The sequence below is a fragment of the Sphingobacterium rhinopitheci genome (assembly GCF_022627575.1).
GTDB lineage: Bacteria > Bacteroidota > Bacteroidia > Sphingobacteriales > Sphingobacteriaceae > Sphingobacterium > Sphingobacterium rhinopitheci.
Genome location: NZ_JADEYQ010000017.1, coordinates 38,554 through 62,100, shown reverse-complemented (window position 1 = coordinate 62,100; position 23,547 = coordinate 38,554). Strand labels below are relative to the sequence as shown.

At 35.2% G+C, this 23,547-nt stretch carries 17 protein-coding genes; 7 read left to right on the top strand and 10 right to left on the bottom strand.

Annotated features, from left to right (window positions below; all coding sequences use genetic code 11):
- Positions 1–417 precede the first annotated feature (417 nt).
- Positions 418–2,070 carry a fibrobacter succinogenes major paralogous domain-containing protein gene (locus IP023_RS13265; RefSeq protein ID WP_241790876.1) on the bottom strand — a complete coding sequence of 551 codons (1,653 nt, stop codon included), beginning with the start codon at positions 2,068–2,070 and terminating at the stop codon, positions 418–420.
- Between the two features lie 477 nt (positions 2,071–2,547).
- Entirely contained in the window at positions 2,548–4,203 is a 1,656-nt protein-coding gene (locus IP023_RS13260; RefSeq protein ID WP_241790875.1) for an FISUMP domain-containing protein, read from the bottom strand.
- A 1,101-nt stretch (positions 4,204–5,304) separates the two neighbouring features.
- On the opposite strand from IP023_RS13260, the gene IP023_RS13255 reads away from it, so the two are divergent.
- Both IP023_RS13255 and IP023_RS13250 read left to right on the top strand, forming a co-directional pair.
- Positions 5,305–5,556: a hypothetical protein gene (locus IP023_RS13255; protein WP_241790874.1), complete on the top strand. Its 252-nt coding sequence runs from the start codon at positions 5,305–5,307 to the stop codon at positions 5,554–5,556.
- A 36-nt stretch (positions 5,557–5,592) separates the two neighbouring features.
- Complete coding sequence (locus IP023_RS13250) at positions 5,593–5,814, top strand: hypothetical protein (RefSeq protein ID WP_241790873.1); 222 nt, start codon at positions 5,593–5,595, stop codon at positions 5,812–5,814.
- Between the two features lie 5 nt (positions 5,815–5,819).
- Here the strand turns inward: IP023_RS13250 and IP023_RS13245 are convergent, their stop codons facing one another.
- Genes IP023_RS13245 through IP023_RS13230 form a run of 4 tightly spaced genes read right to left on the bottom strand, consistent with a single transcriptional unit; the run spans position 5,820 to position 11,320 of the window.
- Positions 5,820–7,754 carry an Abi-alpha family protein gene (locus tag IP023_RS13245; protein WP_241790872.1) on the bottom strand — a complete coding sequence of 645 codons (1,935 nt, stop codon included), beginning with the start codon at positions 7,752–7,754 and terminating at the stop codon, positions 5,820–5,822.
- A complete protein-coding gene (locus IP023_RS13240) occupies positions 7,747–8,913 on the bottom strand; it encodes an ABC transporter permease (RefSeq protein WP_241790871.1) in 1,167 nt (388 codons plus the stop codon). Before IP023_RS13240 ends, IP023_RS13245 begins: the two co-directional genes overlap by 8 nt.
- A gap of 22 nt (positions 8,914–8,935) precedes the next feature.
- Positions 8,936–9,922 (bottom strand): HlyD family secretion protein, encoded by a 987-nt coding sequence (locus IP023_RS13235; RefSeq protein WP_241790870.1) that lies wholly within the window; start codon positions 9,920–9,922, stop codon positions 8,936–8,938.
- A gap of 9 nt (positions 9,923–9,931) precedes the next feature.
- Complete coding sequence (locus IP023_RS13230) at positions 9,932–11,320, bottom strand: TolC family protein (RefSeq protein WP_241790869.1); 1,389 nt, start codon at positions 11,318–11,320, stop codon at positions 9,932–9,934.
- A 502-nt stretch (positions 11,321–11,822) separates the two neighbouring features.
- Between IP023_RS13230 and IP023_RS13225 the strand changes: the two genes are divergently transcribed.
- Both IP023_RS13225 and IP023_RS13220 read left to right on the top strand, forming a co-directional pair.
- Entirely contained in the window at positions 11,823–12,656 is an 834-nt protein-coding gene (locus IP023_RS13225) for a glycerophosphodiester phosphodiesterase (RefSeq protein WP_241790868.1), read from the top strand.
- 6 nt (positions 12,657–12,662) lie between these two features.
- The gene (locus IP023_RS13220; RefSeq protein WP_241790867.1) at positions 12,663–13,688 is read left to right on the top strand and encodes a substrate-binding domain-containing protein; all 1,026 of its coding nucleotides are present in this window, start codon (positions 12,663–12,665) and stop codon (positions 13,686–13,688) included.
- 269 nt (positions 13,689–13,957) lie between these two features.
- Here the strand turns inward: IP023_RS13220 and IP023_RS13215 are convergent, their stop codons facing one another.
- The 4 genes from IP023_RS13215 to IP023_RS13200 form a co-directional block, all read right to left on the bottom strand.
- Complete coding sequence (locus IP023_RS13215) at positions 13,958–16,315, bottom strand: LruC domain-containing protein (RefSeq protein WP_241790866.1); 2,358 nt, start codon at positions 16,313–16,315, stop codon at positions 13,958–13,960.
- Between the two features lie 457 nt (positions 16,316–16,772).
- The gene (locus IP023_RS13210; protein ID WP_241790865.1) at positions 16,773–17,387 is read right to left on the bottom strand and encodes a deoxynucleoside kinase; all 615 of its coding nucleotides are present in this window, start codon (positions 17,385–17,387) and stop codon (positions 16,773–16,775) included.
- 45 nt (positions 17,388–17,432) lie between these two features.
- The gene (gene trpS / locus IP023_RS13205; RefSeq protein ID WP_241790864.1) at positions 17,433–18,431 is read right to left on the bottom strand and encodes a tryptophan--tRNA ligase; all 999 of its coding nucleotides are present in this window, start codon (positions 18,429–18,431) and stop codon (positions 17,433–17,435) included.
- A gap of 181 nt (positions 18,432–18,612) precedes the next feature.
- Entirely contained in the window at positions 18,613–19,428 is an 816-nt protein-coding gene (locus IP023_RS13200; RefSeq protein WP_241790863.1) for an AraC family transcriptional regulator, read from the bottom strand.
- A gap of 132 nt (positions 19,429–19,560) precedes the next feature.
- Between IP023_RS13200 and IP023_RS13195 the strand changes: the two genes are divergently transcribed.
- The 3 genes from IP023_RS13195 to IP023_RS13185 are packed head-to-tail and all read left to right on the top strand — an operon-like array spanning position 19,561 to position 23,523.
- Positions 19,561–20,892, top strand: a complete 1,332-nt coding sequence (locus IP023_RS13195; protein WP_241790862.1) for a TolC family protein — start codon at positions 19,561–19,563, stop codon at positions 20,890–20,892.
- Positions 20,893–20,894: 2 nt separating this feature from the next.
- Positions 20,895–21,944 (top strand): HlyD family secretion protein, encoded by a 1,050-nt coding sequence (locus IP023_RS13190; protein WP_241790861.1) that lies wholly within the window; start codon positions 20,895–20,897, stop codon positions 21,942–21,944.
- Position 21,945: 1 nt separating this feature from the next.
- Positions 21,946–23,523: an efflux MFS transporter permease gene (locus IP023_RS13185; protein ID WP_241790860.1), complete on the top strand. Its 1,578-nt coding sequence runs from the start codon at positions 21,946–21,948 to the stop codon at positions 23,521–23,523.
- Positions 23,524–23,547 lie beyond the last annotated feature (24 nt).

The following is a 23,547-nucleotide window of genomic DNA, read 5'->3' as shown; positions in this document are numbered from 1 at the left end:
TCATCCCACTCTTCTACGATATTATTTGGTCTCGTGGTATTGGAGCCAGCACTTATTGAATTTTCCATCTCAATAAAAAGTATGCTAACAGTAGGTTTAATGTATTTTATTTTTCGTTTCATAAGTTTAATTTTTAAAATCTAATATTAAATATAAGTTAAATAAATATAAATAAAAAATTTTTACGACAATTTATTTCATTAAAGATTTATTTTGTATAACTATTGGTTAAAACTGGGTTACTTTATTATAGTGCTTTTTAAGATTTGAACACTATATACGGCATAAATACGTTTTGCTATTAAGGTATTTTTTTGGCAGATATTTCACTTACTTTTTAGCGTGATTATAACTAAGTAAAATAAAGACTTACTCTTTATTTTACCTAGTTATAATACCATATATTAAAAGGACCTTCTAATTTCCTTGAATACATCGTACAGGTCTAGCACCTACATATACTGATCGATTACGTTCGGCCCTAACCATTTGATTGCTAGTCGAGTTAGCCACATAAAATGAACGTACATTACTTGAAGCGTATGAGGTGCTTACGCGGACAGCTGTTCCTCTATTTATTAGTCCACGGTAAACATAAGGAGTGCTACGGCCTCCTATAGTGATGTTTCCTTGTGCTGGAAACATAATACGTACGCTAGAATTTCTTTTGCTCACTAACCGAATGCCTGTATTGTAACTATTATTGGCGAAAGTTCTGTTCTGAACATTCGTATTATTAATTAGCGTTTGAAACTCACTTTCTGAAGGTATTCTAAAACCGGCAGGGCAGGGATCAGCAGTACCTTTACGTGGGGCTCGATCTCTTATTGCTATAGCTGCAGGGTTGCCATTCCAATAGGCAACAGCAGTTCTACCAGTTCCATTATATGCTTTTTGGCCAGCAGCCATTGTTCCTGTGCGGATATACTGATTATACCCATATTGATAATACCCTCCAAAAGTGGATTGCCCGTAGTTTTCGGGTGTCGCAGAATTAGCACCAATATTGAGTCTCTGCCATACCTGCCCCCCGATACGTACGGCATTGGCATTTAGTATAGCATCTTGAGGTCTTAAGGTCAGTCGCAGGGTATAGCGCGTTCCTTGTCTGGCGCGTAAATTTGGGACGACAATGGGATTTGTTATTGGGGAGTTGCCAATGGTCATCGCGGTTATCGTATAGATTTTAGTGTTGTCAGATACTGTATTTATTATAGAATAGTTGCTTGTTAGTTCACGTGCATTGGTCGTCGGGAACACTATATTTGGAGCTACGGAAGTGGTTCGCGTCAGTGTGGCTCCGGTAGCTAAACTAATGCTTGCAGCATTGAAATTACTACTCAATGAAGAAGTTGGCCTAGCAATATTATACCCTGTTTGCCTAGCGTCAATATATACTCTAAATCCAGAAAATGAATGCGTAAGTGTGGTGTTCAAGGTGTAAACAGCTACATCTAATGGATCTACCTCTGTCTTGGAATACATGAAGTCTACATAGTTTGTAGCCACATTGGTTACATTTACATTAGCTGTTGCCAAAGTTCTGTTGGCGCTATTGGTAAAGGTGATATTTGGTAAGTCTGTGGTGCTTCCTACAGAATAAACAATAAAAGTATATTTTTTTCCTCGATCCAGTAATAATGTAGCCGTATTATTTTCTGAATCGATAGCATAATTTCTTTCGGTATTGAAGGTGCCATTGTCATTAAATACAACTAATTTGTAGCGTGTACCACTTGGTAGTGCTCTCGTTACTAAAGCTGCTTGGTTGACTTCTTTTCTAAGGATATTATTATTTATAGTGTTTTTTGCACCCTCTTCTATCCATTCCACATCCATGTAGTAATCATCATTTATATCTATGGATTGTTTGGGTAAACTATTGTCTGTATTATCAAAATCGTCTTCTGTGTTATTTTTTGCAATAATGTCTTGTTCGTCTATCGTAGATGTACTAAAGTTCATCCGTATTTCTGTTTGAGTACCAGCAATTAAGTCGTCAGCTGTCTTTTTTTTACATGAGTTTAAGCAGACACTAATTAACAGGACTAAAAAAAATAAATTCCTCATCTTGTTTTTTTTATTATACGCTAATAATGACATGCTAATTTGGGTATACGGACAGTTTAAGGTTGAATATGGTTGGAGATAGATGCTGTAGGATTTTTATTTGTTTTTCCAGCATGTGGTGTATACCTAGGTTTTCTGTATTATTTGCGCTTATTGTTAACTATGTTAATTAAAAGTAAATTTATAATGTATTTAAAATAATCCGAATGCAAATATAGTAAATATATTTATTATATAATTAAATTAATTTATTTAAAGTAGTTTTTTATCTACAAAGCGATTGTTGTAGTTAAATCGGGTTAATTTATTATAGTGCTTTTTAAGATTTGAACACTATATACGGTATAAATACGTTTTGCTATTAAGGTATTTTTTTGGCAGATTTTTCACTTACTTTTTAGCGTAATTATAACTAGGTAAAATAAAGACTTACTCTTTATTTTACCTAGTTATAATACCATATATTAAAAGGATCGTCTAATTTCCTTGAATACATCGTACAGGTCTAGCAGTTACATATACTGATCGATTAGGTACGGACCTAGACATTTGATTGGCATTGGCGGCGTTAGCCACATAAAATGAACGTACATTACTTGAAGCGTATGAGCTGTTTACGCGGACAGCTGTTCCCCTATTTATTAGTCCACGGTAAACATAAGGAGTGCTACGGCCTGCTACAGTGATGTTTCCTTGTGCTGGAAACATAATACGTACGCTAGAATTTCTTTTGCTCACTAATCGTATGCCTGTATTGTAACTATTGTTAGCGAAAGTTCTGTTCTGAACATTCGTATTATTAATTAGCGTTTGAAACTCACTTTCTGAAGGTATTCTAAAACCGGCAGGGCAGGGGTCAGCAGTACCTTTACGTGGAGCTCGATCTCTTATTGCTAAAGCGGCAGGGTTGCCATTCCAATAGGCAATAGCAGTTCTACCAGTTCCATTATATGCTTTTTGGCCAGCAGCCATTGTTCCTGTACGGATATACTGGTTATATCCATATTGATAGTACCCTCCAAAAGTGGATTGACCATAGTTTTCGGGTGTCGCAGAATTGGCTCCAATATTGCGTCTCTGCCATACCTGCCCCCCGATACGTACGGCATTGGCATTTAGTATAGCATCTTCAGGTCTTAAGGTTAGTCGCAGGGTATAGCGCGTTCCTTGTATGGCGCGTAAATTGGGTACGACAATGGAATTTGTTATTGCGGAGTTGCCAATGGTCATCGCGGTTATCGTATAGATTTTAGTGTTGTCAGATACTGTATTTATTATAGAGTAGTTGCTTGTTAGTTCACTTGCATTGGTCGTCGGGAACACTATATTTGGAGCTACGGAAGTGGTTCGTGTCAGTGGAGTTCCAGTAGCTAAACTAATGCTTGAGGAATTGAAATTACTACTCAATGAAGAAGTTGGCCTAGCAATATTATACCCTGTTTGCCTAGCGTCAATATATACTCTAAATCCAGAAAATGAATGGGTAAGTGTGGTGTTCAAGGTGTAAACAGCTACATCTAATGGATCTACCTCTGTCTTGGAATACATGAAGTCTACATAGTTTGTAGCCACATTGGTTACATTTACATTAGCTGTTGGCAAGGTTCTGTTGGCGCTATTGGTAAAGGTGATATTCGGTAAGTCTGTAGTGCTTCCTACAGAATAAACAATAAAAGTATATTTTTTTCCTCGATCTAATAATAATATAGCCGTATTATTTTCTGAACCTATAGCATAATTTCTTTCGGTATTGAAAGTTCCATTGTCATTAAATACAACTAATTTGTAGCGCGTACCACTTGGTAGTGCTCTCGTTACTAAAGCTGCTTGGTTGCCTTCTTTTCTAAGGATATTATTATTTATAGTGTTTTTTGCACCCTCTTCTATCCATTCCACATCCATGTAGTAATCATCATTTATATCTATGGATTGTTGGGGTAAATTATTGTCTGTATTATCAAAATCTTCTTCTGTGTTGTTTTTTGCTATAATGTCTTGTTCGTCTATCGTAGATGTGCTAAAGTTCATCCGTATTTCTGTTTGATTACCAGCAATTAAGTCGTCAGCTGTCTTATTTTTACATGAGTTTAAGCAGACGCTAATTAATAGGACTAAAAAATATAAATTCTTCATCTTAGTTTTTGTTATACGCTAATAAAGACATGCTAATTTGGGTATACGGACTCTCTAAGGTTGAATATGGCTGCTGGCAGAATCTTTACGGTTTTAATTGTTTTCCAGCATGTGGGGTATACCTAGGTCATCTGTGTCATTTACGCTTATTGTTAAATTTATCAATTAAAAGAAAAGTTGTAATGTGTATAAAATAATCTAACTGTAAGTGTAGTGAATTTATTTAATACTTGATTAAATAGTTTCACTTAAAGTAGTTGTTTGACTACAAAGTGATTGATGTAGTTAAAATATAGGAGGGGGTATAGTGGCGTGATGAAGTGGATTCCTCCAATTAGAATTAGCTAAAATGGATTTTTGTCTAGCTACAGGAGTATTATTAAAAAAAAACGAAGTGTATCGCTACACTACTTTAGGGTTTAGTGCTGTCGATTTGATACTTATTACTAATTGTAATAAAAAATATTTGTAGCTCGGAATACTATTGTGCAATGCACTAATCTTTATGTATTGTTAGGTGTATGTAGTCATGATAACGCGACATCTATATTTGGGAAGTGCTTACGATTCAATTGTTTGCCTTTGGCTAACGGAATAGCCTTTATTTTTACGTCTTTATTTGGTTATGTATCTAGGACAATGGCTTTTTTTCTCTTGTCCTGCCGCTGAACTCGATTATATAAGGGTTTTTTATGCCCCTTTATATATTCGTATCGATCCAAATGGCTTAGTGCTGTTTAATGCTTCTGTGCTGGGATGCGTCGGAATCAATGCTATCTGGAGTACCGATTTTTACTGATTTTTCACCTTAGGGTTCTTCTAATATATCCCGTTCATGTTCCAATATATAGTCCAATATTAGAAACTAGTTGGTGGTGATTTAATTAACTACTAGATTATTTTATGCTTGTAAAAAGGGATAAATGAAAGAAAAAAACAAGCCTTTAAAAATATTGAAAATATATTCTTAAATAATATTTACCCTGTAAAAACAAAATGTTGTAACTAATTGTTATTAAAATGTACTATAAAGAATAATATTATTAATTGGTTTTATTATTCAATAGCACACTATCGTTCCACTATTTTAATTATTCGCTTATGCAATTTTACACTATCGATAAGGATATCCTAGAGAAATTAAATAAATCGGGGTTTACGATACTATCGTCAACGAATACGATGTTTGATGAAACTATCTATTGGTTTCCTGAAAAGGTATACGATATTGATGCATATTTTACAGCTTTAGATTTGTGCGGTGAGCTTAATTCTATACCCTCGATAATATCTATCGTAGATGCTATTAATAATATGGAAGAGAAAAACTTACGTGGTTTAGTTTTCAATTAAGCCACGTAGGTTTTAGTATAATGAAAGGTATTGGTTATGATAGTACAACTCAATCCATCTATATATGTAGATACCCCTTTGGGCAAAGGACATGCTATCTTTATTATTGATTATGGCATCCATCAAAATACCTGTTGGGTAGTCGTGTTGGAGAAAAATGGTATTGTTAAACACTTTGACGCCAACGATATCATTGTATGTACCAATTTTACTTATCATATTAATAAGGATAAAAATGGTTTTAATAGATCCGAATAGTATAATTATTTGTCCTTTACAGCTATATTAATAAAACTCCTGCCATATGAAGTAAGCTTATAGAATCGTTTTTGAATCTCAAAAACATGGCCTTTCTTCTCCATGTTTATTTTTAATTCCTGGAGATACGTACAATTTTCTATTTCCAGGTAACGGTCTTTTTCCAAGGAGAAACCTTCCGGAGATTCTAGTATTCCCATTCTAATGAAATTACCGAAATATAAAGGCATATTATCATTATACGCTACTGATAGGTCATGGTCCTTTGCTAAGCAAGTATGGTTTTCGAGTACAATACTATAGGCTTTAGATTCTTTAGTTGATTTCTGAAGAATATTGACATAAGGGATAGCTTCATTATACGTAAATATAGCAAGCAAACGTGCCTCATCCGGGCTCAAGCTTTTTATTATTTCTACATAACTAGGCAAAACCTTTGACGCTGCTTGTTTATCCATTGCGTTAGCTAATAAGTTAGCATACATATTCTTTATGTCATCATATTGTGCCACATACTTAACAGCGTCCATTACGGGACCCGATATATAGCTAGGTGCAGCTTGCAATTGCGCTGCAGGAATATCCTTAAGCTTTACTGATAAAGTAGAATCAAAGGTATCTAATGTTTTATCAAAGCGCCATACCAAATCTTTAATCGGCATTAACAATGATCTTATAGCTTTCTTCAGATGTTCATCAATATTTATCATCGTACTCACGATAGCCGAATTATTCAACAAAGTTGACGGCACTTCAGCATGATATAAAAAGCGACGATTGGTCCAGATAGCAATAATAAAGTAAAATAGACATATACCCCACATCTGATAGTATATATCTCGAATCTCAAATAATGAAGCCCCCGCTTGCGATAGCGCAAGAAAACCTTTTACACCGATTGTACTTGGAAAGAAAAAAGCCATTACTTTGATCCATACGGGGAAAGCCACAATAGGATAGGAGACACCTCCCATCATTACTGCAGGGATACTAAATACGGTACACAGCATAATAGTATCTTCACGATTCTTGAAGATATTCATCAATACCATTCCTAAAAATGTAATGGCTAGAACAACAGGTATTAGAAATACGAATACTTCCAAACTATCACCACGTTGTGGAATCGTAAAAATATGAAACACCACCTTAATCCCGAGCAACAATAAAAGCATAGAGATTAATAGGTAAGGTAAGGAGCGGCCTATGGTCATAAAGAAATATCCAAAGCGACTTCTTCGTCCAATAGCAAAGTTGGTAATAAAGGTATTGCGCTCGCGCAATGTACCATATAATACGCCCATTCCTGTCAACTGAAGCGTCTGTAGTGCGACAATGATAACTAATGGTATTATAAATATCGCATAGCCTTCATCCAAATTATATAGGGGTGTAGATATGATATTAAATGGCTTGCTCGATGCAATAGCTTCTTTCATAGGAACACCACTCATCATGGTCTGCTTGAGCTGAATCTCTCCCGTAAATGCCCCCAAAGCATTGGTTACTGCGAGTAATGTCTTGTCATAATAAAGCATGTACGAAGCATCACAATAAATCGCTATTGATGGATTACCACCACTTTTTTGTAGATCTTGGGAAAATTTCTCCGGGATTACAATTATTCCACTTACTTTTTCGTCTTCGAAAAGTTTCTTTGCTTCTGCCATACTGTTGACATCGTAAGCAATGTCCAGTGATTCAGTATCATTAAGCATCCTTCTAATTTGATGCGATTCTGTGGTTTGGTCATTATCAACAAAGGCAACAGGAAGATTGGTGAATATCTCTGGACTATATACAAACGTATAGAAAAAGTAAACCAATGCTACAAATAGGATATATATTTCCTTTACAGCATCATCTTTAAAGATTAATCTCCACTCTATTTTAGCTGTTTCTAAAATCAATGAAAGTGAATCACTTATTCTCTTAAGCATTATAATGTCCTTTCTTTAATTTTTTATGATATAATGGAACGCCAATAATGCCAAATAGAGCAAAAACACCTAGGGCTATAATATATCCTTTCTGTGTATCATTAAAAGCAATACCACGAATACCATAATCTACCACAAATCGCATATATGAGGTGAAAGGAAATATAAAACACAAAACTTGTATAAATTTACTCATACCAATAGCAGGGAATGTATAGCCTGCAAATGAAAAGGCTAATGCTGTATAATCGCCTCCTATGGTCAGGGCTGTCCTAAAACTGGTCGTAATAGCCGCAATAAATAAACCCACACTTTGTAATACGATAACGAATGCAAAGAAGATAAGGTTGACACCTAGGAAGCTACCTTGCAAGGGTGTTCCTATTTTGTAGTATAAAATAGCATTCATTAAAAAACCTAAGGCAAAGAATACAACAGTATAGGGCAAAATCTTGCCAAAAATAGCAATATATACTTTTCCACCAGCCTTTGCTAGTAGCTCTTGACCTTTATTTTGTTTAAGTACTAATCCAAAAGTATAAATCGCCATGATCATCACCATGATCTGTAACGCCATAGGCATAAAGGCTACATTTAGATAATAACTGTAGCTTGTATAGGGATTATATAATACGTGCACTACCGTATTGATCGGCAGGATAGAAGACATGGCTTGATCTGGTGAAAGCCCTTTTTCTTCTAATGTCTCTAATACGACACCAGCCATCATAGTCTGTGTCACGGTCTGAAAATCTTTTAATATAATAGCTCCTGACAATAAGTATTGTCCATTGTAATAACAAGAGACACTAGTGTAATTTCCCTTTAGTATATTGCGTTGAAATCCTTTGGGGATAATAATAAACGCGTAGGCATCATTTTTACGAACTAAAGTTTGTCCCTCTAATTCATCATTAACATTGTATGCAAGGTCAATGGTAGCAGAGGCGCTAAACATAAGCCCCATTTGTCGTGACAATGGGGATTTATCTTGATCTAGAATAGCCACTGGTAGCTTGGTGGGAACACCTTGCTGTAGTAAAGAACTATAGAAGAAAAAGACGAAAAAAGGAACGCCAAACAAAATAATTAATAAGCGTGGCGTATTAAAAATTTTATTCCATTCCTCTAAAAATATTTTAAAAAAGCTCTGTATCACAACCTTTGTTTAGTAAAAACATCTATTTTAAATCAGCTTCATCAACCAATGCACTCATCCCTGGTCTCAATCCTGGAACTTTATTTACCGGGTATGCTTTGATTAAAAAGGATTTCATGTCAAAATCCCCTAACGATTTTGTTGCATTCCATGTCGCATAATCTCCTTGTGCCGCAACATAACGTACTTCTAATCGAATTTTCTGATTATCTAAGCCCGGTATAATAGCATCAAATTGTGTCCCCATCTTAAATTTAGAAAGAATAGATTCTTTGATATTAAAATAAACCCATATATCATCTACATCTATTAGGTTGATAATAGGGTAGCCCAAGTTGATGATCTCCCCACTATTGGGCATGATCGTTAATATCTCCCCACGGCGTGGAGCTTTCACATGACCTTCTTCTTTCAATATACTGATGGTCTTGACACCGCCTTGTGCTTGGTTTACCTGTGCTCTAGCTACTCTTTTATCTTCTGGGCGCGCGCCACTTTTTACCATTTCATAGTTGGCTTTGGCTGCACTTTCGGCATTTAGGGCTACTTGATATTGCGTATATGCTTCATCACGATTTTGGGCAGATATGACTTTATCATTATACAAATTCTCTAAACGATTGTACGTTTTTAAAGCTAATTCTTTAGCAGCTTTGGCTTGTTGCCAAATATTATAGGTCGCTAATATTTCTTGTGAACGTGCCCCTTTATCTACCTTTTGATCAATGGCTTCAGCAGCTTCTTTGATGGACTCTGCGGTCCCCAATTGTGCGTCAATCTCTGGAGTACTTATTATGGCTAGGACCTGATCCTTTTCCACAAAATCACCTTCTTGGACTAATATAGAATCTATTCGTCCAGGTATTTTTGATGCTACATTTATTTGTTTCGCTTCCACTTGTCCTTGTAGGTATGATACAGAAGGAGCACTCATATACCAAAGTGAAACACCTACAATTACGAGGATCACAACAACTCCTAATACGGCATTTATTACCTTATTTTTCATGCTTTTATTTTAATTAGTATAATTCAAAAAATCTTTGCTTTGACCTGTAAATTCGAGTAGCCCTGCTAACGAAGTTATATACAAGTATTTAGCATTAAGTATTAATAATTTAACTACAGAAAGTGCATTTTCAGCATCTACGACATCGGTAGAAGTAGCTAATCCTTCCGAAAAGGCTCTATTTCGTGCTCTCACTAGCTCGGTGGCCAATTTCTCTTGTACTTGTAGATTTGAAACCTCCTCTTGGCTTTTTTGAACTTCAAAATACAAGTTCTCTACAAATGTGGTAACATCTTTTTGTGCTTTAGCTTCCAGAAAATCAACTGCTTCGCGTGTTGAAACGGCAGCTTTCAGCTCATTTCTACTTTTCATACCGTTAAATATATTGTAGGTAATCCCTACACCAACTACCCAAGGTCGCTGATTGGAGTGCTCCAATATACCGAAGCCCAAAGGATCATTGTGTAATAATGTCGTTTGACCAAATGCCGCTACTTCGGGATAATACATTGATTTCTTAGCTTTAATAGCTTGGTCAGCGAGATCTTTTTGAAGTAATAGTTTATTTAATTCAGGATAATTTTTTAATGCCGCTTGTTTATAAGCATCCAAACTGAAAAGTGTTATATTGGTAAAAAATGCTGTGGTCAGATTACCCGTTATTTGGTCTGCGTCTAGGGTGTTTGCTAAAGCAGTACGTGCTAGCTTGGTGTTTTTATCTGCTGACTGTAGCTCTCTATTTGCTTCTGATACAGCCACTTCTGCTACTAATTTTTCACTAGGTGCTATTATTCCATTTTCCTCTAATTTGGTCGCATTATAAAGGTGTTTTTTCATTCCTTCTAATACCCCTTGATGGACAACTAACGCCTCATCAGCCAATTTTACTTGAAAATAACGCTGTGCCAACTCCGAAATCAATCTATTTTCGGTACTCTCGATATCTTTTTTAGCGATCTCCGTTTCTATTTGTCCCGCTTTTATAGCAGCACTTATCTTGCCTCCTGTAAAAATAGGCCACAAGGCATTAAATCCTGCAAATGCCATTTCTTTCTTTCCTACCGGAACTTTCCAATCCCCTAATGCACTCGCATCTGGAATATTCAAAAATCCGGCTAAACCATTACGCCAATCATTGAAGCTTAAATCTAATTTGCGGTCAAATACCATTCCGATAGCGTATGCATTCACTGAGGGAAAACGTAAGCCTATCAATGATTTTGAAATGTACTTCGTTGCTTCATTTTGCTTGTTGATAGCTTTTAATGAATTGTTATCTTGATACATCTTGTTGTAAGCATCAGAAAAAGATAAACTTTGCGCATGAAGATCTGTTTTTTGTGTTAAACAGAGCGTAAAACAAAATCCTATAGTTAAATACTGAGATGTTTTAAACATTGTATATGGTAATATTAATTTTAAATACTAAAATGATAAAGCATTATTTATTTGGCTGATAGCCAATGCTATAGCATTATTTTGTCCAATATTAGATTTTAGATTCGAAAAATTATTCTAATTCAACAAATTATAAACCTAAATACATAACAAGAAATTGTTTATTGTGTTTTAGTTTTGGTAAAAAAAATTAATTAATTGTCCTCCATACAGTTTTTTGCAAATTAAATTAACCCAATAAGAGTCGTATTTTTAGTATTAGGTTGAATTGGTTTTTGGAAAATTGGTATTTTAAAATTATATATTATATATTTTAAAATAATAAAATGTTGTATATTTAATCGTTTAAATAACAATAACCAATTGAAACAGTAGTTACTGCGCATTATAATTCCCTTATGTATATGATCATCTTGAGTTCATTTTAACTAAAGATTTATTTTGTCATAGGCTTTTTATAAATAGAAATTTATACTAATTGAAACAAATAACACCTAAACACATGAGAAAGAGTTTTTTTTATTCACTATTGACCATATCGCTATTGTCAATGACTTCAATAGATACTGTTATTGCACAACAAAAGGAGGTAAAAGTATTTGCCCATAGAGGTGGGGTATCTGAATTTGATGAAAACACAATACATGCATTTGAAGAAACCTATCGAAAAGGGATACGAGGATATGAAACTGATATCCGTATGACTAAAGATGGGCATCTTGTGATTTTTCACGATGATAATTTCTCACGTATTGTAGGAATTGATGGTTCAGTCGAAGAAATTACCCTTGCTGAATTAAAGAAACTTAGAACAAAAAAAGGAAATCCTATTCCTACAGTAGATGAATTTCTTGATTTCCTAAAAAATAAGGACGGATTATATGTCGAATTTGAAATGAAAACAAAAGGAAAATATTATGATGAGCAAATACTTTCCAAATATTGTAATGAACTATATACAAAAGTAAATAAAGCAAAACTTCCTAATTCTACTTATTTATTTACATCTTTTGACAAAAGGCCTTTAATATTTCTAAAGGAAAAAGATAAAGATGTCGATTTACTATACATTAAATCTGAGGCTTTGTCACAGGCCGTACTTGATGAAGCTAAAGCGATGGGAATATCAAGAATTGGTTGCCGTGTTGAACAGACAACTAGGGATATGGTCGATAGTGCAAAAAAACAAGGATTCATTGTGAGTTTATGGCCTGGTAAATCTGTAAATGATTTCCTCCTGGGGGTCATGCTAGGGAGTGATTATTTGTGTACTGATGTGCCTATTCAGGTGACTGAATGGGTTAAGAATAATGCATCGTGGATAACTTTAAAGTAATCAATTATGAATAATTATTGTGGTCAACTATTGCTTTTTATAATAATTTTTACCTTTTCGGGCTGTCTTCCACAAGATCAAAAAAAAGAGGTAAGGAGCACTACATCAATTAATAATAATCTGTTGTCTTCAGAAAAAGATCTACAGCATTTGAAAGTTGGCTACTGTGGACCATCGATGGTGGCTCCATACTATGTTGCTTTGGAGACCGTTATAAAGGAAACAGTGAAGCATTATGGTATGGAATATTTTACTGCGGATGGACAGGAAGATATTTCGAAGCAGGTAGCGGCTATTGAAGATTTATTGTCTAAAGGTATCGATGTGCTCATTTTGAACCCCTTAGATCCCAAGGCTGTTGTTCCTGTTGTCAATAGAGCACATAATGAAGGCGTTAAGGTTTTTATTGTAGACTCTATGGTTGATCCTTCTGCCCATTATATATCTTCAATCGTCGCCAACAATATGATGAATGGGGAGTTGCTAGGGCTATGGTTGGCAGATCAAAAAGTAAAAGATCCCAAAATTGCGATTATATCGGGCAATCAAGGAAATCCTGTTGGAAGAGAAAAGAGGCTAGGTTTTATTAGAGGATTAGTAGATGGTCAACTGCACAATAATGCTAAAACTAATTTTACTATCGCCGCACACGGATGGGGTAAATGGAATAATAATGGCGGTGTCAAAGCAATGGAAGATATTTTGGTAGCGCATCCCTATATAAATGTATTATTTGCCGAAAATGACGCTATGGCATTGGGTGCACTAAAAGCAATACAGGAGATGGGCAAGCAAAAAGATATTTTAGTTATAGGAGTTGATGGACAAAAAGAAGCCTATGAAAAGATGATGGAAGGTGTATTTGCTGCTACAGCAGAAAATAGTCCCAAAAAACTAGGGGAGTTGGTTGTGCAGACGATGGTTCGTTACTTTAACGGTGATAAAGATATTGATAAAACAATTTATACGCCATCAATTTTAATTTCTCAAAACAATATTAAAGATTTTTACGATCCCAAAGCATTATTCTAATGCTGCATCATAATAGTATACCAAAAATCCCATTAACATCCTTAATGGGATTTTTTGTGCGCTGAAATAATAGTAAATGAAATTCTAATCCTACTACGAAGATTATATTATGTATTTGATTTGAATAGCAGTATTGTGAAGCTTTTTAAGTAAAAAAAGTCATCTAACGCATTATATAAACATATATTTTTAGGGTGCTAGTACTATTTATGGCATAAAAAAAGTCCTTACCGTTGAAGGTAAGGACTTTTATACGTATTGATTTGCTATTAATTAGCTATGTTGTCGTACCAGAATGGTTTCGAATCACCATTACTTGTAGCCCATTCCATAAAATCTGGATATGTCGTAGTAATTCTAATACTTTCCTTTGGATAGATAAATGACACAGGTGTACTTATTGCAAATGGCTCATTTCTTTTCGTTTTGAAAGGATCTGAAGATAATTCACCTTGTGGGCCTTGTTGCCTTGCAATTAAGCTGCTATTAATTTTATCTGTCGCTTTGCGACCTACTAAGTGTACTTCGTATCTTCCACCGGTTGTTTGTGCCAAATTAACAATAAATGGATTCAAGTCCGCTTGTGAAAAATCTTTGATAGGAGTATTAAATTCAATTGTAATTTCCGTTTCTATTGGCTGATAGCTATTATCATGTGTAAAGATAAATTGTCCTACGTTAGCACCAAATGCAGCATGACCATTGTCAACAATAGAGACGATCGCATGAGTTTGACCTTCTTCAATCCCTTTAGAATTTAATGGTATAATAGATCCTAGAAGATTTTGGTTTGAGTAGGTAGCTGATTTTATATTTCCTGCCAATACGTTGTCCAATTGAATAGCTGCAGATACATGCTTAGAGGCACCAATTGCGCGGATTTTATTTTTTAAGACTACTTTTTCAGTTTCATTAGCCGTGTTTTGATACTTGATGATTTGTACATCTACAACAAAGTCATTCATGTCATAATCACCATTAATCGTACTCGGCCAGTTATCTTCAAATGCATAAGAGTAGGTACCTAATACAACCTCTTTCGGTGTTTGATCTACTGGAGGATTCGTAGTTGGATGATTAAAACCTCCATCGTTACATCCTGAATTTGGAATTACCACATCAGAATTATTGTAACCTAGTATATTAACATCTTTATCAGATAAGTAGTATGTTTGGTATTCTGGGCTAATAGGGTGATTGTCAGTTGATATTGTTAGAAGATTTTTGTAGATAACAGAATGATGACCTTTTAAATTTATTTTCTTAAAACGTGCTAATGAACCTGTATTACCTGTTATAGTATTTGAATTTGTCGTGAATGTAACTTCATTTTTGACATCCAATATAGATTCTTTTCCTAATGTGTATAGTACTCCGCCAGATTTCTCAATTGTATTAATATCTAATCTTGCACCAGCAGCGATATTAACTTTAGCGCCATTGAATTCAGTAACCGTAGAAACCGTAGTATGACAATTTACATTAAATACAGTATTAATAAAGTTAAGTTCATTGATACTCATGTATCCTTCATTGGTAAGTATGCCTGTGTTAGAATTACCTGTAACTTTCTTAAAAATCGCTGACCCAGTATTTAGAACCTGTGCTCCTGAAGGTAAATTCATTTCACCAGTCACAGTTACTGTACCTGAGTTATTAAATGTACCATTACTATTAATTACAATATCTTTCGTTATGAAAGTTCCAGTATTCACAAAAGTACCTTCTGAAGGAATACTTAATCTCTCTTTAACATTTAAGACAGCGTAATTATTAATATAACCTGTATTGTTAGCCGTTAATCTATTGAATTCAGCAGTACCAAAATTAGTAAAGATAGGTGTGTTAGATGGCATTGATAATTCATTAGCTATTATTTTACCGCCTTCTAAAACAATAATGGTATTTTTGGCGCCTAAATTAATCGTTTTACCTGTACGATTCCATGTGCCTTCTACATAGATAACCATATTATCTATTCCTGCATTAAGTGGTATTTCGCCAGTATAAATTTCGTCTTTTTTGATAATAAATTTCTTCTTTGAGCTTGCTTCACTCCAAGTTACATCTACATTACCCTGTATTTCTTCGCCAACAGGAGTAGGCTGCGCTGGTGCTGTTGCTGGAGTTAAGCTAGTTGTAGAAGCCAAAAGGCTAATTCCTTTAGTATTGATTGTTGCTGCGCTAATGCCACTAGCAATTTTAGATTTAGAAATTGTCGTTCCAGATACTTCCAACATAGAATAAGACGTTATACCAGTAGGAGATGTTTGTTTAACATAAACATATTGCAAGCCTGTAGGTATAGAAGCTGTAGTTGTTAGGTCTTGACCTTTTTTTGCTACACCTGCTGCAAGAAGAGTAGCTCCTTCAGCATGTGGCTCTCTATCAAATATTTCTACTTTATAAAAGTATTTACCATCAAATTGATCATCTACCGCAATTTGAATATTGATAGATTTTGTTGTAGCCCAATTAAAAGCTGCAGAAATGTTACTATTTGGGATTAGCTCAGTTACTTCTCCTTGAGGCTGGTTGTACAAGTCTTCAACTTTAGAACAACTTGTGTTAACAAACATAAATCCTGCAGCAAGCGCTACTAATGGATTGAAATGTTTAGTCTTCATAATTTTCATAATAATAAAATAGATAGATGTAAAAACCAATAAGTATATTTCCCCTAATACACCTTTTAATTCTTAACAGATCAAAAGTAATATAATTCAACCTATCTTGCTGTTTATGTAGATTGTAATTTAATTTTTGTAGGGCTATAGCTACAAAAATATATCTTGTCAAATTGTAATACTTTTAAAAGATAAATCTTCTACAAATATTAGCACTAATAGTTTATGTAAAATCCTTAAAATAGCTAATGAACATACGGTTATATTTAATTTTGTTGGTCTAAGGTAATGTGTAATGTAAATAATATTCTGTAGCTGTTAAGTGCTTGGCAGTTTCAACCAGCATATATAGCAACTTGATGCTTTAGCCAAAATTATTATTGAGCTAGATTAAGCTCTAAAACAGAAGAAGGTGCCCTTTTAGGAGGGCACCTTCTTCTGTTTTAGAGCAAAAAAATTAAAATAAACCGTTAATTTCTGCTGTTATCTTTTCTATAGCCAAACCTAAATCTTCAGGGTTATTAGCAAAATCTAAAGTATCTTTATCTAATATCAATAATTTTCCTTCAGCGTAATTATTAATCCATTTATCGTACTTTTCATTCAATTTTGATAAATAGTCTAAGCGGATAGCTGATTCATAATCACGGCCACGCTTTTGGATATTGTTCACCAATGTAGGAACAGAAGCTTTCAAGTATATCAATAGATCTGGTGGCTTTATATAGTGGATTATGCTTTTGAAAATATTGCTATAATTTTCAAAATCACGCTCACTCATTAATCCCATATCATACAAGTTTTCTGCAAAAATATAAGCATCTTCATAGATTGTACGATCTTGAATCATATTGATACCTTTACTTTGAAGCTCTACAATATGTCTAAAACGACTATTCAAAAAGAAAATTTGCAAGTTGAATGACCATCTTTTCATGTCGCTATAGAAATCCTCCAAATATGGATTGTCATCTACTGCTTCAAATTGAGGTTCAAAATTCAAATGTTGCGACAACATCTTTGTCAATGTTGTTTTTCCTGCCCCGATATTTCCTACAATCGCAATATGCATTTCTCTTTGTTAAAATTTTTATTTAAATTAATACAATTTATTGGTTTAAAATAATCTTTTTAAGCCGATTATTTCACGCACTTCCTTAATTGTTTTTTGCGCACTAGCTTGTGCTTTTTCGGCACCCATACGCAATACTTTCTGGATATAAGCGTCGTCATTTTCAATCTCCTCTATACTTGATCGTACGGGTTCTGTAGCGATTACCATATCTTCGGCCAATTGTTTCTTAAAGTCTCCGTAACGGATTTCGCATTTGTTGTATAGCTCTTCAAAATGTGCCAATGTATCTGCTGTAGACACGACCTTCATCAGATCAAATAGGTTTTGTACTGATTCTGCTTTTGCTTGATGTGGCTCTGTAGGTCCTGAATCAGAAACAGCACGCATTATTTTTTTACGTATCACTTCTGGTTTATCAGATAGATAGATACAATCTGCTTCACCATTAGATTTCCCCATTTTCCCTTGACCACTTAATCCGGGTACTTTAACTAATTTGTCAGCGTAGCTGAAAGCAATTGCTTCTTTGAAATAATCTACTTTATAAAGATGGTTGAAGCGGTTACCAAAGGTACGCGTCATTTCTAGGTGTTGCTCTTGATCTTTCCCTACAGGTACTTTAGTACCATGGTGCAATAAGATATCACAAGCCATCAATACAGGATAGGTCAATAAGCCTGCATTCACGTTATCAGGACTAGAACGAACCTTATCTTTAAAAGATGTCGAACGTTCTAACTCTCCCAAATATGCATTCATATTCATGTAAAGGTACAATTCTGTTACCTCAGGGACATCAGATTGTACATATATTGTTGATTTCTCCGGGTCAATACCTGCAGCCAAATATTCTACAACCACATTGCGTACGGTATGTTGCAAATCTTGTGGGGTAGGGTGTGTCGTCAAAGAGTGTAAATCTGCTATAAAGAAATAGCAATTATATTCGTTCTGCATTTTCACAAAATTGCTCAATGCGCCGTAATAGTTTCCTAAATGTAATTTTCCGGTACTTCTAATACCACTAACAACAGTTTCCATAATGCAACAAAATTACGTATTTATTTACGAATCGTGTAATGAAAAATACCTTCCAAAGCGTAATTAATTGCCATTAATAGGTCTATCTTTATTTTATGGCACTTTGTTGACTTTGTATTCTTCGTGAATATTATGGTTTTAGGACCAATTGAATTAGTCCTGTCCTCATGCTGTAATAAAATTAACTCTGGCTGTTGTTACGATTTATCAACTTCGCATAATCACTAGGGCGAATTCCTGATACTCTTTGAAAAATATTGCTGAAGGCTGTTAAAGAGCTATAACCTATCATTAACGCTATTTCGTACATATTGTGTTGTTTTTCAGTGATTAATTGAAAGGCTTTAGTAATCCGAATGGAGCGTAAGAAACGAACATAATTCATGCCTAGTGATTCCTTAAACTTGCGTGAAAGCGTACGTGTACTTAATCCAAATTTTTCTGCTATCTCCTCAATAGTATAGTTAGTTTCTAAATTGTTGCTCAAAAATGCGGCTATTTCAAATAATACAGGATCCTTTGGGAACGGATGTTGGGTCATTATTGGTACACGGGTAGCCTCTATTAGGGGGAGATTTTCTTTTAATGCACGTAAGAAATAATATTTGGGGCGTTTATCTTTTGTTATTTTACCAAACCATTTGGCGGTAAATAATATCATTTCACGCAGTAGATCATTGGCGAAGTAAATATTGGTGTTAGCAAAAAAAGAATCTTCATTGCTATCTTTGATAAAGTAGATATTAAACAAATCTACTTTTTTGCTGTAAGTAAGTATAGAATGTTGGGTATTGGCGGGGATCCACATAAAGCACCGTGCAGGCAAGTACCAGTGTTTTTCTTCCACAAAAATATGTACAATACCGCCTTCGGCATAGAGCAATTGTCCTTTTGTGTGTTGATGAGTTTTTGTTTCTACGGCACTTAGGTGCATATGATTGACATAATAGTCGGTGTCATCACCATCCAATTCACGCATGATTTCTTTCAGTTCCATAGCTACATCCTATCAATATGATGCAATTTAAGATTATTTGGCGTAAATGATTAAGTAAATTTCTTGTTTTATCAATTCGGCAGAATATTGTTGCTGTAACTTTGCGCTATACAAATAATAAATTTTTTATAAATGATAGCGAACAAACATGTTTGTCAATTATTGGTATTTCTATTAATTTCTGCACAACAGGCCTTTGCGCAAGATGTCCTAATCTATAAAAATGTGAAATTGGAAGAGGCTATCGGATTGGCTTTGCAGCATAACAAAAAATTGAAAATTAAGAACATAAACGCGGATGTTTCCAAGCTCCGCGAAAAAGATCTTAAGAATGAGAAATTACCTGATATCGAATTTCTTACGAGTTTCAGTGTATTGAGTAATATCAATCAGTATCAAAGTGGGGTTACCAATCCTTCTACATCATATGAGGTGCCGCGAATCAAATACAACTTTACTCTGGAAGCGAGTATACCTATATATACAGGTGGCAAATTGAAAGCAGAGGAAGAAAAAGCAGAAGTAGAAACAGAAATTGCGGATTTGCGTGTTAAGAAAGAAGAACGTGATGTAAAGCTAGAAATTATCACAGCATATCTAAATGCTTTACATATACAAGAGCAACAAGCACTGATAAGTGAGAAGATGCATGAAGATACTTTGGTGATTAGACAAACGGAGAAATTGAAGCTAAATGGTGCCGTCACCTACAATGATGTCTTGCGTACCAAATTACAACTCTCCAATCATCAGATGGCATATTCTGAATTAGAAAAAGACTACGCTATATTGGAGCACCAGATAAAGACAATACTGGCGCTACCCGAGGAGGCCAGTTTTACGATTAGTACAAAAGAACTATTGTCAGCAGACTCCTATACAGCTGAGCTCAATGATCTCGTTGAAGAAGCTTACCAGAAGAGCGAAGTGCTACATATTAATAAAAAGGAAATTGAACTGAAAGAGTTAGACAAAAAGATTGTGCGTTCCAATGTGCTACCACAGATTTCGGGTGGAGGTGAGTATGGTTACAACTATCCCAATTTTATGTTCTTCCCACCAGAGCCTTATTTATACCGCTTTGGCGCTGTCGGTGTAAATCTAAAAATGCCGTTAAGTAATTTTTACAAGAATAAAGTGAAGATGAAAATGGTAAACAAACAGATTAGCCAAGCCAAGATAGAAGTCGAAGAAAGAGAAGAGCTTATCAGGCATGATGTCTTTGCAGCACAACGCAAATTGGACGAGGTAAATAAAAAAATTAAGATCGCTGAAGAAGCAATCGGTCAAGCAAAGGAAAACTACAGAATTGTAAAAGTAAAATACAGCAATCAATTGAGTTTGATCACCGAGCTTATCGATGCGGACAATGCATGGTTAGAGGCAGAGTCAAATCTGATTTCTTTGCAGATCAATAGGCAATTAAAATATTATCAATTACAATACATTTTAGGAAATATATAAGAATGACAGCGAAACAATTATCAAAAGGAGAGAAAACCACGAATCGAGTACTTAGTATTATAGCTTGGGTTTTTGTAGCAATAGCCTTGGGTGTGACGGGTTGGTTCTATTTATTTTCATCCTCCCATGTGAGTACCAACAATGCTCAGGTAAGACAATATATAACACCGGTATCTAGCAAGGTATCTGGATTTATCGATGAGGTGCGTTACAATGAGAATCAGTTTGTGCATAAAGGAGATACCTTAGTAGTGATCGACAACCGTGAGTTTAAAAACCAACTTAATATGGCTGAAGCTCACATGCAAAGTACAGCACATTCAGTATCTACGTATGAGACTACGGTCAATGCTAAAGCTACTGATGTGACCATCATAGAAGCAAATATAGATGCCGCCAATATCGAAGTATGGCGTACGGAACAAGAGTACCAACGTTTCAAAAACTTGGTGGAACAAGACGCGGCTACTGTACAACAATTTGAAGGGGTAGAAGCAAAATACAAACAAGCACAAGCACATTTGAAAGCATTAGAACGCCAACTCAGTGCCGCTAAAATCAATACTACAGCAGAGCAAACCAAAGTAGCCCCAGTAAAGAGTCAAGTATCTCAACAATCTGCAGTGGTAGACAATGCGAAGTTGAATCTTTCCTATACCTATGTTGTAGCACCTTATGATGGATGGGTAGGCGTCAAGAATATCCAAGTAGGACAGTTGATCAAAGAAGGGCAAGCCTTGGTACAAGTGGTGTCAAAAGAAAAATGGATTGTAGCCAACTTTAAGGAAACACAGCTAGGAGAAATTGATTATAACAAAGATGTGGAGATTAGTGTTGATGCATATCCAGACATCCTGTTCTTGGGACGTATAGAATCCCTTTCACCAGCAGCGGGTTCGGAGTTTTCGTTGTTAAAGCCAGATAATGCTACAGGTAACTTTGTTAAAATTGAGCAACGTTTTCCTGTTAAGATTATTCTAAAGGAAACCAAAGACATGGACAAACTAAGAACGGGTATGAATGTTGTCGTTTCGGCACAAAAAATAGGCTAATATGTCTGCAGCAACAAGTATAATTAATAAATGGGTGCCACATAGACTGGTTGTGCCTCTATTGGTGCTCGCTCTATTTCCACATTTGATGCTCTTGTCACTGTTTAGTATGAATGCTACGTTTACGGCTTCATTTTTGGATATAGAGCCTGACGACTTACAGTTTTTGTTTGCTATAGCATACGCCACCATTATCGGAGGCTTATTTATATACACGCGTTTGTGGGAGGCTTTCAATGTAAGGTCCTATTGCCTGTTGGCTACCATTTTGAATATTATAGTCCTTGTCGCCATGACGATGACGACCAATAGACAGCTGATATTGGTGCTGAGATTTATTCAAGGGCCATTAGCGCTATTTGAAGGGGTGATCCTATTGCCTGTTATCATGTCCAATATCCGTAGTACTCATGCCAAATTTATGGGCTATATTATATTGTACTTTATGATGATGACGAGTGATAAATTCTCTACATCGATAGTGAAATTTGCGATAGAACATTACACGCATGAGGTCATGTTTTGTGTTGTCATAGGTTTCCATTGTATAGCTTTACTCATCTACTTGCTGGTTTTGAATTCAAATCGGATGTTTCCGAAGAAGCCCTTATATCAACTCCATATCGGCGGGATTATTTTGCTGATGTTTTCATTATTATCGGGTGCATTCTTTTTCATATATGGCAAACGCCTCAATTGGTTTGACTCCCAGTTAATAGTGCTGGCATTGATATCCTGTCTTTTTTTTGCTGCTCTTTTTATATTTCATCAAAAAACAAGTAAACGCCCCCTATATCATTTTGAAGTATTCAAATCAGAACGCGTCGTACTCGGCGTTATTTTGTTTTTTGTGTTCTATCTTATGCGTTCCTCCCTTAGCAATGTGTACCAAGTGATGGGGCTCGTTTGGAAATGGCCATGGGAATATATCTTAGAGATACAATATATAAATGTCGCTGGTACCTTTTTGGGTTCTATAATCGCTTATTTGCTCTTTACGAGAGAAGTCTCCTTCAAGCGAATATTTATCATAGGCTTTATCTTTATATGTGTCAGCATGTATTGGTTCAGCTGCTTATTCTTGCCCGATACAACGGTAGAATCTATTGGTAAACCTTTGTTTTTAGAAGGCGTAGGCCAAGGGGTGATATTTGCACCTTTAGTGTTCTATATGTTGGGGTCGGTACATATGGGCTTAACGACCAATGTATCGCAGACGGGGACAGCGATACGTTTTTGGACGACGACAATAGGGTTCTCTTTGATGCAGAATCTCGTATGGATGTTTAGTGCGAAGTATGAATTATTGCTAACGCAAAATCTACAACTTACACAGCAAGTATATCAACAGGAGTGGAGCAATGTATTTGAAAAATATGGCGCTCCATATTTGATCAATGATGCCAACCACCTTTCCGGAGCTATTATAAAGGAAAAGATCGTAAAACAAGCACTGTTGCTCGCTAATACGGAGATCTTCAGAGGCTTATTTATATTTTGCTTGATAGCAATAATCGTAATCATCTCTTATAGCTATATCAAAAGAATTCTTCCAAGGAAAAAAGTTAAAGAAAAATAAAAAAATATCCTTTCAAGCCCAAGT